Consider the following 12,226-nt stretch of genomic DNA (forward strand, 5'->3'; position numbering starts at 1 on the left):
AAGGTGCTCAATTGTTTTAGGCGCCGAAAGGTCCAGATTAGGCGCGAAAGACGCAAGCATGCGCCGGAATTTCAGGAGATGTTCCGATGACGACCGCAGTCCACACCTATGCCAGCGACGTGGCCTTCTCGCCGGCGGTGAAGACGATCCAGGCCCGCAAGGGTTCGCGCGAGGCCTATGCACGCAGCGAGCAGCGCGGCTGGCGCACCGAGGTCGACGACAATCTCGCCGCCTTCCTCGCCGACGCCAATAGCTTCTACTTCGCCACCGCTTCAGCCGACGGCCAGCCCTACATCCAGCACCGCGGCGGCCCGAAGGGATTTCTCAAGGTGCTGGACAAGCAGACGCTCGCCTTCGCCGACTACGCCGGCAACCAGCAGTTCATCACGCAAGGGAACCTCTCGGAGAATCCCAAAGCCTACATCTTCGTGATGGACTACGCCCACGGCCGCCGTGTGAAGATCTGGGGCGAGGCGCGCGTGGTCGAGGACGACGAAGCCCTGACCACGTCACTGATGCCGAAAGGTTATCGTGCCCGCCCCGAGCAGGTGATTCTGTTCAAGATCGCGGCCTGGGACACCAACTGCCCGCAGCACATCCCGCAGAAATTCGACGCGTCCGACGTCGCGGCCGCGCTGGCGGCGAGGGATGCGAGGATCGCGGAGCTGGAGGCGGAGGTTGCGGCGCTGAAGGGGGAGAAGGCGAGCTTAGCCTCCAACGAAAGCTAAAGCAGCCTGCGCGGTACACCCTCTCCCCTTGTGGGAGAGGGTGCACCGCCGCGGAGCGGCGAGACGGGTGAGGGGTCTCTATCCTCACGAGCAATCTTGCGGGTGGAGAGAACCCCTCATCCGGCGCTTCGCGCCACCTTCTCCCACAAGGGGAGAAGGGAAGAACAGCGCTACATCGCTAAATCACGCTCGCGCCTTCGTGCTGGAAGCCGAGATAGCTTGCCGCGACCCGCTCGTTGGCCGCGATGTCGCTGGCCTTGCCGCTGAGCACGAACTCGCCGAGCTCCATCACATAGGCCTGGTCCGCGATCTTCAGCGCGGCCTGCGCGTTCTGCTCGACCAGCAGCACGGAGACGCCGGCGGCGCGGAGCTCGGTGACGATGCGGAAGATGTCGGCGACGATGATCGGGGCAAGGCCCAGGCTCGGCTCGTCCAGCATCAAGAGCTTCGGCTCGCCCATCAGCGCGCGGCCCATCGCGAGCATCTGCTGCTCGCCGCCGGAGAGCGTGCCGGCGAGCTGCTTGCGCCGCTCCTTCAGCCGCGGAAACAGCGCATAGACCCGCTCGATCGAGGCTTTCGCCTTGCTGCGCTCGATCCGGAACGCGCCCAGCTCGAGATTGTCCTCGACATTCATGGTCACGAACAATTCGCGGTGCTCGGGAACGAGACCGAGCCCCATCGCGACGCGGTCCTCGATGTCGAGCCGGGCGAGATCCTGCCCGGCAAAGGCGACGCGGCCTTTCAGCGGCAGGATGCCCATGATGGCCGAAAGCAGCGTGGTCTTGCCGGCACCGTTGGCGCCGACGATGGTGACGATCTCGTTGGTGCCGACCTCGAGCGAGACCGAACGCACTGCCTCGACCTTGCCATAGGCGACATGCGCGTCGGTGACGGACAACAGCGTGCTCATGCCGCCACTCCGAGATAGGCCTTGATCACTTCGGGATTGGTCTTGATCGTCGCCGGCGTGCCTTCGGCGATCTTGGTGCCGAAATCGAGCACCACGATGCGGTCGGCGAGATTCATGACGAAGCCCATGTCGTGCTCGACCAGCAGCACGCTCATGCCGCCGTCGCGCAGCTCGCGGAGCAGCGCGGCGAGCCGCTGCTTCTCCATGTGGCGCAGGCCCGCCGCCGGCTCGTCGAGCAGCAGCAGCATCGGGTCGACGCAGAGCGCGCGGGCGATCTCGACGATGCGCTGCTGGCCGAGCGAGAGCGAGCCTGCCAGCTGGTGCATCTGTTCGGTGAGGCCGACGCGCTCGATCTGGCGCGCGGCCTCGGCGAGCAGCTTGGCTTCATCGGCGCGGTCGAGCCGCAGCATCGAGGAAACGGGTCCGGAATGACCGCGCAGATGTGCGCCGATCGCGACATTCTCCAGCACGGTCATGTCGGGGACGAGCTTGACGTGCTGGAAGGTCCTGCTGATGCCGAGCTTGACGATCTCCTGCGGCGGTGCGTTGTCGACCTTCCTGCCGAGCACCGAGATCGAGCCCGAGGTCGCCGACAATACGCCGGTGATCAGGTTGAAGGTCGTGCTCTTGCCGGCGCCGTTCGGGCCGATCAGCGCGACGATCTCGCGGGCCTGGACGTCGAAGGAGACGTTGTTCACCGCGACCACGCCGCCGAACTGTTTTCGCGCCTTCTCGACCTGAAGCAGGACACCGGCCTCGGTGGGCGCGCGGGCGCGATGCTCCAGCTTCAGCGAGGTGTCCGGCTTCTCGCCATCGGTGCGCTCGGGGAAGAACGACATCAGCCAGGGCCAGAGTCCGCCGGGCGCAAGTTGCAGCAGCGCCACCAGCATGATGCCGAACACGATGGTCTCGACCTGGCCTGAGCCGGGCAGGATCAACGGCAGATAGCTCTGCAGCACCTCTTTCAGGATCACGACGATTGCCGCCCCCAGCACGCCGCCCCAGACATAGCCGGCGCCGCCGACCACGGCGATGAAGAGATATTCGATGCCCATATGCGCACCGAACGGCGTCGGGTTCACCGCGCGCTGGAGATGGGCGTAGAGCCACCCGGACAGGCCGGCGAGCACCGCGGCATGGATGAACACCAGCAGTTTGGCCCGCGGCGTGTGGACGCCGAACGCCTCGGCCGCGACATGGCCGCGGCGTAGCGCACGGATGGCGCGGCCGGTGCGGGAGTCCAGCAGGTTCATCGTCAGCAGGGCCGAGAGGATCACGGCGACCCAGATCGCGTAATAGATCGAGCCGGGCGAGAGCATCTTGAACGTGCCGATCGACAGCGGCGGGATCGCTGAGATGCCGTCGTTGCGGCCCAGAAACTCCAGCTTGCTGAACAGGTAGAACAGCCCAAGCCCCCAGGCGAGGGTGCCGAGCGGCAGATAGTGCCCCGAGAGGCGCACGGTGATCAGCCCGAGCAGCACCGCGAGCGAGCCGCTGACCAGGAGCGACAGCGGCAGCGTCAGCCAGGGCGACAGGCCGTAGGCCGTCGACAGCACCGCGGTGGTATAGGCGCCGAAGCCGACGAAGGCGGCCTGGCCGAACGAGGTGAGGCCGCCGACGCCGGTCAGCAGCACGAGGCCCATCGCGACCAGGGCCGCAAGGCCGATATTGTCGAGCAGCACGATCCAGAACGGGGGCACGCCCGGGATGAACGGGATCGCCGCCATGACAAGTGCAAAGACGAGGATGGGAAGCCGGCTCTGCATCGGGCTCAGTCCTTCTCTTCCTCTACCGCGGGCGCGGCGAGCGAGCGCAGCAGCAGCACGGGGATCAGCAGCATGAAGACGATCACCTCCTTGTAATTGGAGGCATAGAAGGATGAGAACGCCTCGACGATGCCGACCACCAGCGCCGCGACGGCGGTGAGGGGATAGCTGACGAGGCCGCCGATGATCGCGGCGACGAAGCCCTTCAGCCCGATCAGGAAGCCGGAGTCATAATACAGCGTCGTGATCGGCACGATCAGAATGCCGGAGAGCGCGCCGATCACGGAGGCCAGCAGGAAAGCGATCTGGCCCGACAGCGTGGTGCGGATGCCGGCGAGCCGTGCCCCGAGCCGGTTCACGGCAGTGGCGCGCAACGCCTTGCCATAGAGCGTCAGGCCGAAGAACAGCCAGAGCCCGACGATGAAGGCGATGGTGATCGCGTAGACGGTGATGCTCTGGCCGGTGAAGCGCAGCGCGCCGGCGGTGAAGGCGCCGGACAGCACGGCAGGCCCGCGCTGGCCTTCGGCGCCGAAGAACAACAGGCCGAGGCCCTGCAGCGCGAGGTGGACGCCGACGGAGGCGATCAGCAGCACCAGCACCGAGGTGTGCGCCAGCGGCTGGAACGCGATGCGGTAGAGATAGACGCCGATCATCGCCACGATCACCAGCGACAGCGCGATGCAGACCGCGACCGGCGGCTTCTGGGCGGCGAAATACAGCGTCAGCGCCAGCACGATGCCCGGCAGCACGACATTGGCGGTGAAGCTGCGCGCGATCAGCCGCCCATGCAGCGCCTTGCGCGCGACGAACAGATCGAAGGCGAAGGCGCCGATGCCGAGCGCCAGCGCGAGCTTAGCCGTGCCCGGCATCTGGCTGGCGGCCAGCGAGGCATAGGTCAGCGCGCCATAGGTGACGAATTCGCCCTGGGGAATGAGGATGACGCGGGTGACGGCGAACACCAGCACCAGCGCCAGGCCGAGCAGCGCGTAGATTGCGCCATTGGTGATGCCGTCCTGCAGCAGGAACAGCATGATGGTGGTATTCAAGACCGGACGCTCCCCCTTAATCCGGACCGGTCCTCCTGATTGTGGTGGACGGTCCGCTCACAGCCATTGAAAAACGCATGCGATATTTGATATGGTCCATAACAATTATCAAATATAACTTCAAGGGCGGGGAACGAACCCGTCCCGAATTTAGCGGGATTACGAGCACGAGGCGATGACCGTTTCCAAAACCGCTGAAAAGTCTTCCGAAAAGCCTGCCGAGGCGGCCAAGGGCCGCAAGGACGCGGGCGAGCCGCAGGCTGAAGCCCTCCAGCTCGGCGAGCTTTCCGAGCAGCTGGGCTATGTCCTGAAACGTGCACAGCTCAAGGTGTTCGAGAATTTCTTGCGCTGCATGGCCTCGCTCCAGCTGACGCCGGCGCAGTTCTCGGTGCTGCTGCTGGTCGAGAAGAACCCCGGCCGTAACCAGACCGAGATCGCCTCCACGCTCGGCATCCTCCGGCCGAACTTCGTGGCCATGCTCGACAATCTGGAGAGCCGCGACCTTTGCGCGCGGATCCGCTCCACCAACGACCGCCGCTCGCACATCCTGGTCTTGACCGACAAGGGCAAGGCCGTGCTGGCGCGGGCGAAGAAGCTCGTCGCCACCAAGCACGAGGCCCGGTTGAACGATCTGCTCGGTCAGGCCAACCGCGAAGCCCTGATCGGAATGCTCGCGAAGATCGCCAACGAGTTTTGAGTTACTCCGTCATCGCCCGCAAAGGCGGGCGATCCAGTATTCCAGAGGCCGTAGTGAGATGCGGAGAAGGCCCGGCGTACTGGATTCCCCGCTTTCGCGGGGAATGACACCGTTGTTGGGGCAGGCGCCTCAATCCACCAAAATCACCCGGATATCGTTGACGTTGGTCAGGGTCGGGCCGGGCTGCAGCAGGTCGGCGGTCGCCTCGAAGAACGTGGTCGCGTCGTTGTTGTCGAGATAGGCCTGCGGCTCGAGCCCCAAGGCCTTCATCTTCGCGAACGTCGCAGCGTCGATCAGCGCGCCGGCGGGGTCGGTCGGGTGGCCGGCGCCGCCATCGGCGCCGTCGGTGTCGCCGGCCAGCGCCGCGATGCCGGCCGTGTCCTTCAAGAGCGAGGCCAGCGCCAGCGCGTATTCCTGGTTCGGCCCGCCGCGGCCATTGCCGCGCACGGTGACCGTGAGCTCGCCGCCGGACAGGATCGCGACGCGCTTGCCCTGCGCGCGGGCCTGAAGTGCCAGCCTGGCGTGGTCGGCGGCGACCTCGCGCGCCTCGCCTTCGAGATCGGCGCCGAGATCGATGGTCTCGTAACCGGACTCGCGTGCGAGCTTCACCGCCGCGTCCAGCGATTGCTTGGGCCGCGCGATCAGCTCGAACGACGCGCGCGCGAAGGCGGCGTCATCGGGCTTGGCGCTTTCATTGGCGGGCTCGTCGAGCGCGCGGCGCACCGCATCGTCGATGTCGAGCTTGTATTTCGCCACGATCGCGCGCGCATCGGCCAGCGTGGTCGGATCAGGCACGGTGGGGCCGGAGGCGATCGCGGAAGGATCGTCGTGCGGCACGTCGGAGATCGCGAGCGTCACGATCTCCGCGGCGTTCCTGCCGGCGCGGGCGAGACGGCCGCCCTTGATCCGCGACAGGTGCTTGCGCACGACGTTCATCTCGCCGATCGGCGCGCCCGAGCGCAGCAGCGCCTTGTTGACCGCCTGCTTCTGCGCGAAGCTGATGCCCTCCACCGGCGCGATCCAGTTGGCCGAGCCGCCGCCGGTGAGCAGCACCAGCAAGAGATCGTCCGGCCCGGCCTCGCCCGCGAGTGCGAGGGTGTCGGCCGCGCCCTTCAGGCCGGCTTCGTCGGGCACGGGATGACCGGCTTCGACCACACGAATGCGGCGCGTCGGCACGCCGTAGCCGTGGCGCGTGGTGGCGATGCCGACGAGGCGCTCCGGCGCCAATCCCAGCGCGTCGAGATAATGCCGCTCCGCGGCCGCGGCCATCGCGCCGGCGCCCTTGCCGGCGGCGAGGCAGATCACGCGCCCCCTGGGCGCAGGCCGCAGGTGAGGGGCCAGCACCACGTTGGGATGGGCGGCGGCGACGGCGGCGTCGTAAAGCGCGCGGAGCAGGGGGCGTCGGTCGGTCATGGACGATGGCCTTGAGCAGACGGGAGTGGCGGCGACGAGGTCGCCGCCATCTGCCTACCGCATCGTGCGCCAAAGCGTAAGCGGCCTTTGCCATCATTCGATTGTGCAATCGCGTGATCAAAATTGCCGCGCAAAGAAAAGCCCCCTGCGTGATCGGCGCAGGGAGCTCGTTGTCCGCGCTTTGCAGCTTCTAGCCGCCGGCGTCGGCGCTGATCACGTCACCGAACAGATCCCACTTGTCGCCCTTGAACTTCATGAGCTGGAGCGAGCTGATCGGCGCGAAGTCGTTCGGCCCGGTATTGATCTTGATGCCGGGCAGCAGCACTTCGGTGCGGAAGTCCTTCAGGCTCGCGGCCTGCTTCATGACGTTCTCGCGCGTGAGATTGTCGCCGCACTTCTTCAGCACTTCGACCAGCGTCTGTGCCACGCCGTAGCCGACGATGGTGCCGCCGTCGAGCTTGTCGCCTTCGGGGAAGTACTTGGTCATGAACTCCAGGAACGCCTTCATGCCGGCGTCGTCCTTCCACTGCGGATCGGAGACGTCCTTCAGATAGGCGGCCGAGATGATGTCCTGCGAATTCTCGAAGCCGGCGGGCTTGATCACGCTGCCGACCGAGGCCGAGACGTTGTTGAGGAAGTGCGTCGGCTTCCAGCCGATCTCGGAGATCTTCTTGATCGCCTGTGCCGCGAATTTCGGCGTGGTGATGTTGATGAAGACGTCGGCGCCGGTGGCTTTCAGCTTGACGATGTGATTGTCGATGGTCGGCTCCGACGTCTCGTAGCTTTCCTCCAGCACGATCATGCTCGCGGCCTTGGCGCCCAGGCCGTCCTTCAGGCCCTTCAAATAGTCCTTGCCGTAATCGTCGTTCTGGTAGAGGACGCCGATCTTGGCGTTCGGCATGGCCTTGAGGATGTACTTGGCGTAGATCTGCGTCTCGCTCTGGTAGTTGGGCTGCCAGCCCATCGTCCACGGGAAGTTCTGCGGATCGTTCCACTTGGTAGCGCCGGTGGCGACGAACAGCTGCGGCACCTTCTTCGAATTCATGTATTTCTGGATCGCCGTGTTCGGCGGCGTGCCGAGCGAGTTGAAGACGAGCAGCACCTCGTCGCTCTCGACCAGCTTGCGCGCCTGCTCCACCGTCTTCGGCGGCGAATAGGCGTCGTCGTAGGAGACGAAATTGATCTTGCGGCCGTTGATGCCGCCCTCTTCGTTGATCTTCTTGAAATAGGCGGCTTCGGTGCGGCCGATGATGCCGTAGGCGGAGGCCGGTCCGCTGTAGGGCATGATGTTGCCGATCTTGATCTCGGTGTCGGTCGCGCCGGTATCGTATTTCTTCTGGGCCGATGCAGTGGAGGTCGCAGCTGCAATGAGCGCGAGCGCCAGTGACGCGGCCGCAAATTTGCCGGTGACAGCAGGCATTCCAATCTCCCTGTTTTTTTCTTGGTGTGCGCGTCCCTTTTCTTGGCTTGATTGTTTTTGGCGACGCAACCGCAATTCAATACGATTTGCCCAGAAGCTTCAAGGAAAAGCCCCTGCGGCAGGGCCGCAGGGGCTGCGTCTTTAGTCGATTGGGACTTACGTCTTTAGCGACTGGTTAATGGTCAGCCGCCGACGTCGCCGCTCAAGACCTCGCCAAATCGCTCCCAATGCTCGCCCTTGAACCGGATCAGTTGCAGCTGCGAAATCGGCGCGAAATCGGCGGCCGAGGTGTTGACCTTGACGCCCGGCAACAGGCCCGCCGGCTCGAAGTCCTTGATGTTGGCGGCCTGCTTCATGATGTTTTCGCGGGTCAGATTGTCGCCGCAGGCCTTGAGCACGTGAACGAGGCCTTGGCTCACGATATAGCCATACATCACCGAGGCATCGGCGCGGTTCGCTTCCGGATAGTACTTGTCCAGGAATTCGTTCCAGGCGATCATCGCCTTGTCGTCCTTCCACTGTGCGTCGGTCGGATCCTTGAAGTATTGCGACGAGATGATGTCCTGCGCGTTCTCGAAGCCGGCCGGCTTGATCACGCTGCCGATCGAGCCCGAGACGTTGTTGAGGAAGTGGAGCGGCTTCCAGCCGATCTCCGCGTTCTTCTTGATCGCCTGCGCCGCGAATTTCGGCGTCGTGATGTTGAAGAACACGTCGGCGCCGGTCGCCTTGAGCTTGACGATGTGGGAGTCGATGGTCGGCTCCGAGACCTCGTAGCTTTCCTCCATCACGATCATCGAGGTCTTGCCGCCGAGCCCGTCCTTGAAGCCCTTCAGATAGTCCTTGCCGTAATCGTCGTTCTGGTAGAGCACGGCGATCTTGGCGTTCGGATGGTTCTTCAGGATGTACTTGGCGTAGATGATCGACTCGCTCTGGTAGTTCGGCTGCCAGCCCATCGTCCACGGGAAGTTCTGCGGATCGTTCCACTTCGTTGCGCCGGTGGCGACGAACAGCTGCGGCACCTTCTTCTGGTTCATGTACTTCTGGATCGCCGAGTTCGGCGGCGTGCCGAGCGAGTTGAAGATCAGCAGCACCTCGTCGCTCTCGACCAGCTTGCGCGCCTGCTCCACCGTCTTCGGCGGCGAATAGGCGTCGTCGTAGGTGACGAAGTTGATCTTGCGGCCGTTGATGCCGCCTTCCGCGTTGATCTTGCGGAAATAGGCCTCTTCGGTCTTGCCGATCACGCCGTAGGCGGACGCGGGACCGCTGTAGGGCATGATGTTGCCGATCTTGATTTCGGTGTCGGATGCGCCGGTGTCGTATTTCTTCTGCGCGGACGCTGCCGTGGAAAGTGTGGCGGCCAGCACGAGGGCAGCCGAGACGGCCCCCAATCGCACATGCATTGCAGGCATCTTGCTCTCCCTAGGTGGGTTTGATTGTGTCGATTGTTCTTGTTGGGAGCGATCGTTGCTCGTCGCTCCGTCGTGTATTCAATACCTATCCACGGCCGTCAGCAAGACAAACGCCCCGCACGAGCATCGCGGGAGCGGAGATCTTTTCGACGCCGACTCGGAATATTCCGGCGCGTGAGATTTTTGCGGGGCAAACTCACCGCTTGAGTTGCTTTGTAAGGAAGCAGCTATCTTGAATTGTGCCGCCGCGGCGCTCAGTGGCTCATCTCGCTCGAGATGATGTCGCCGAACAGCTCCCATTTCTTGCCCTTGAAGCGCATCATCTGCAGCTGCTCGATCGGAGCGAAATTGTCCGGCGCGGTGTTGATCTTGATGCCGGGCAGCAGCGTGTCGGGTTCGAAGTCCTTCAGGCTGGCGGCCTGCTTCATGACGTTCTCGCGGGTGAGATCGTCGCCGCACATCTGCAGCACCTTCACCATGGTCTGCGCGGCGGCGTAGCCGAACACGACGCCGGCATCGAGCTTGTTGGCCTTGGGCTGGTATTGGGCGAGGAAGTTGTAGAATTTCTTCATGCCGTCATCGGCATTCCACTGCGGGTCGGAGCCGTCCTTGGTGTAGGTCGCCGACAGGACGCCTTGCGAGATTTCGATGCCCGCCGGCTCCAAGACGCCGCTGATCGAAGCCGAGACGTTGGAGATGATCTGCATCGGATGCCAGTTGATCTCCGCCGCCTTCTTGATCCCCTGCACGGCGAATTTCGGGCTGGTGATGCTGATGAAGACGTCGGCGCCGGAGGCTTTCAACTTGACGACGTGCTCGTCGATCGCCGGCTCGGAGCTGTCATAGGCTTCTTCCAGCACGATCATCGAGGCCTTGGGCCCGAGGCCCTGTTTCAGCCCCTTTAGATAGTCCTTGCCGAAATCGTCGTTCTGGTAGAGCACGCCGATTTTCGCCTCCGGCTTCTCCTTCATGACGTATTTGGCGTAGATGCGCGCCTCGCTCGCGTAGCTCGGCTGCCAGCCCATGGTCCAGGGATATTGCATGGGATCGTTCCATTTCGAGGCGCCGCTCGCCACGAACAATTGCGGCACCTTCTTCTCGTTCATGTATTTGCGGATGGCGCTGTTGGTGGAGGTGCCGAGCGAGCCGAAGATCAGCAGCACATTGTCGCTCTCGACCAGCTTGCGTGCCTGTTCCACCGTCTTCGGCGGCGAATAGCCGTCGTCATAGGAGATGAATTTGATCTTGCGGCCATTGATGCCGCCCTCGGCATTGATCTTGTTGAAATAGGCTTCCTCGATCTTGCCGATCGCGGCATAGGCGGAGGCCGGACCGCTATAGGGCATGATGTTACCGATCTTGATCTCGGTATCTGATGCGCCGCTGTCGTATTTCTTTTGCGCCAGCGCTCCGCTGCTCGTTGCGGTGCACAAGGCGAGCGCGGCCCAGAGGAGTGCAACCTGGGAACGAGCGGCGGCCATTGTTCTCCTACTCCGGGATGGATCGATCGCATTGAACAAGATTGACGCCTGTCGTCAACAAAAAGCCCCCGCGGCTGTCCGCGGGGGCTCCTCGTCTTGGATGATAGCGTCAGCCCGTCACTCGGAGGCGACGTCACCGCTGATGATTTCGCCGAACAGTTCCCACTTCTCGCCCTTGAAGCGCATCATCTGGAGCTGCGCGATCGGGGCGAAGTCGGTGGCGCCGGTGTTGATCTTGACGCCGGGCAGCAGCGTATCCGGCGCGAAGTCCTTCAGGCTCGCGGCCTGCTTCATGAGGTTGGCGCGGGTGAGATCGTCACCGCACATTTCCAGCACCTTGGCCAGGGTCGAGGCGGCGCCATAGCCATAGACCATGCTGGTGTCCGACTTGTCGGCGCCCGGCATGTACTTGTCGACGAACTCGTTCCACCTCTTCATGCCGGGATCGTTGGCCCATTGCGGGTCCGTCGAGTCCTTGGCATAGGCGGCCGACAGCACGCCCTGTGCGTTCTCGAAGCCGGCCGGCTTCATCACGCTGCCGACCGAGATCGACACGTTGGTGAGGATCTGGAGCGGCTTCCAGCTGAGCTCGGCGGTCTTCTTGATGGTCTGGGCGGCGAATTTCGGCGTCGCGTAGATCAGCAGCACGTCGGGATTGGCGGCCTTGATCTTGACGATGTGGCCGTCGATCGACGGCTCGGACACCTCGTAGCTCTCCTCCAGGATGACCATGGACGAGGCCTTGGCGCCGAGACCGTCCTTGGTGCCCTTGAGGTAGTCTTTGCCGAAATCGTCGTTCTGATAGAGGATCGCGATCTTGGCGTCCGGCTTCTCCTTCATCAGCCATTTCGCGTAGATGTGGGCTTCGCTCTGGTAGGAGGGCTGCCAGCCGATGGTCCAGGGGAAGTTCTTCGGATCGTTCCACTTGGTGGCGCCGGTGGCGACGAACAGCTGCGGGATCTTCTTGGCGTTGAGATATTTCTGGATCGCACTGTTCGAGGGCGTGCCGAGCGGGTTGAAGACGGCCAGCACCTCGTCGCTCTCGACCAGCTTGCGGACCTGCTCGACGGCCTTCGGCGGCGAATAGCCGTCGTCATAGGTCACGAAGTTGATCTTGCGGCCGTTGATGCCGCCCTTGTCGTTGATCATCTTGAAATAGGCTTCTTCGGTCTTGCCGATGATGCCATAGGCCGACGCCGGACCGCTGTACGGCATGATGTTGCCGATCTTGATCTCGGTATCGGACGCGCCGGTGTCGTATTTCTTTTGGGCGAGTGCAGCGCCGGAGGTGAGAGTGATGGCCGCCGTTGCCGTGACCAGCGCGGCGGCTCGCAGTGTTCTTCCAAAATACAATTC

At 63.6% G+C, this 12,226-nt stretch carries 10 protein-coding genes; 2 read left to right on the forward strand and 8 right to left on the reverse strand.

From position 1 onward, the window contains the following. Positions 1–86: 86 nt before the first annotated feature. Positions 87–728 carry a pyridoxamine 5'-phosphate oxidase family protein gene (locus DCG74_RS11045; RefSeq protein ID WP_172784962.1) on the forward strand — a complete coding sequence of 214 codons (642 nt, stop codon included), beginning with the start codon at positions 87–89 and terminating at the stop codon, positions 726–728. Between the two features lie 178 nt (positions 729–906). Here the strand turns inward: DCG74_RS11045 and DCG74_RS11050 are convergent, their stop codons facing one another. From DCG74_RS11050 to DCG74_RS11060, 3 genes are read right to left on the reverse strand one after another with little or no spacing between them, the layout of a single operon-like run. After that, complete coding sequence (locus DCG74_RS11050; protein WP_172784961.1) at positions 907–1,638, reverse strand: ABC transporter ATP-binding protein; 732 nt, start codon at positions 1,636–1,638, stop codon at positions 907–909. After that, entirely contained in the window at positions 1,635–3,404 is a 1,770-nt protein-coding gene (locus tag DCG74_RS11055; protein WP_172784960.1) for an ATP-binding cassette domain-containing protein, read from the reverse strand. The genes DCG74_RS11050 and DCG74_RS11055 overlap by 4 nt, the downstream gene beginning before the upstream one ends. A gap of 5 nt (positions 3,405–3,409) precedes the next feature. Further along, positions 3,410–4,450 (reverse strand): branched-chain amino acid ABC transporter permease, encoded by a 1,041-nt coding sequence (locus DCG74_RS11060; protein WP_172784959.1) that lies wholly within the window; start codon positions 4,448–4,450, stop codon positions 3,410–3,412. A gap of 175 nt (positions 4,451–4,625) precedes the next feature. On the opposite strand from DCG74_RS11060, the gene DCG74_RS11065 reads away from it, so the two are divergent. Next, positions 4,626–5,147 carry a MarR family winged helix-turn-helix transcriptional regulator gene (locus tag DCG74_RS11065; protein ID WP_172784958.1) on the forward strand — a complete coding sequence of 174 codons (522 nt, stop codon included), beginning with the start codon at positions 4,626–4,628 and terminating at the stop codon, positions 5,145–5,147. A 129-nt stretch (positions 5,148–5,276) separates the two neighbouring features. On the opposite strand, the gene DCG74_RS11070 is transcribed toward DCG74_RS11065, so the two are convergent. The 5 genes from DCG74_RS11070 to DCG74_RS11090 form a co-directional block, all read right to left on the reverse strand. Next, complete coding sequence (locus DCG74_RS11070; protein ID WP_172784957.1) at positions 5,277–6,560, reverse strand: glycerate kinase; 1,284 nt, start codon at positions 6,558–6,560, stop codon at positions 5,277–5,279. Positions 6,561–6,750: 190 nt separating this feature from the next. Then, positions 6,751–7,980 carry an ABC transporter substrate-binding protein gene (locus DCG74_RS11075; protein WP_172784956.1) on the reverse strand — a complete coding sequence of 410 codons (1,230 nt, stop codon included), beginning with the start codon at positions 7,978–7,980 and terminating at the stop codon, positions 6,751–6,753. 182 nt (positions 7,981–8,162) lie between these two features. Next, positions 8,163–9,389, reverse strand: a complete 1,227-nt coding sequence (locus DCG74_RS11080; protein ID WP_172784955.1) for an ABC transporter substrate-binding protein — start codon at positions 9,387–9,389, stop codon at positions 8,163–8,165. A gap of 254 nt (positions 9,390–9,643) precedes the next feature. Further along, a complete protein-coding gene (locus DCG74_RS11085; protein WP_172784954.1) occupies positions 9,644–10,870 on the reverse strand; it encodes an ABC transporter substrate-binding protein in 1,227 nt (408 codons plus the stop codon). Between the two features lie 117 nt (positions 10,871–10,987). Further along, a complete protein-coding gene (locus DCG74_RS11090; RefSeq protein WP_172784953.1) occupies positions 10,988–12,223 on the reverse strand; it encodes an ABC transporter substrate-binding protein in 1,236 nt (411 codons plus the stop codon). Positions 12,224–12,226: the final 3 nt, after the last annotated feature.

The organism is Bradyrhizobium sp. WBAH42, from assembly GCF_024585265.1.
Taxonomy (GTDB): Bacteria; Pseudomonadota; Alphaproteobacteria; order Rhizobiales; family Xanthobacteraceae; genus Bradyrhizobium.

What these genes read in the sequence shown, in the direction of transcription:
- DCG74_RS11085 (WP_172784954.1), bottom strand. Translation starts at nt 10,870, where the DNA reads ATGGCCGCCGCTCGTTCCCAGGTTGCACTCCTCTGGGCCGCGCTCGCC.
- DCG74_RS11080 (WP_172784955.1), bottom strand. Translation starts at nt 9,389, where the DNA reads ATGCCTGCAATGCATGTGCGATTGGGGGCCGTCTCGGCTGCCCTCGTG.
- DCG74_RS11050 (WP_172784961.1), bottom strand. Translation starts at nt 1,638, where the DNA reads ATGAGCACGCTGTTGTCCGTCACCGACGCGCATGTCGCCTATGGCAAG.
- DCG74_RS11070 (WP_172784957.1), bottom strand. Translation starts at nt 6,560, where the DNA reads ATGACCGACCGACGCCCCCTGCTCCGCGCGCTTTACGACGCCGCCGTC.
- DCG74_RS11075 (WP_172784956.1), bottom strand. Translation starts at nt 7,980, where the DNA reads ATGCCTGCTGTCACCGGCAAATTTGCGGCCGCGTCACTGGCGCTCGCG.
- DCG74_RS11065 (WP_172784958.1), top strand. Translation starts at nt 4,626, where the DNA reads ATGACCGTTTCCAAAACCGCTGAAAAGTCTTCCGAAAAGCCTGCCGAG.
- DCG74_RS11055 (WP_172784960.1), bottom strand. Translation starts at nt 3,404, where the DNA reads ATGCAGAGCCGGCTTCCCATCCTCGTCTTTGCACTTGTCATGGCGGCG.
- DCG74_RS11045 (WP_172784962.1), top strand. Translation starts at nt 87, where the DNA reads ATGACGACCGCAGTCCACACCTATGCCAGCGACGTGGCCTTCTCGCCG.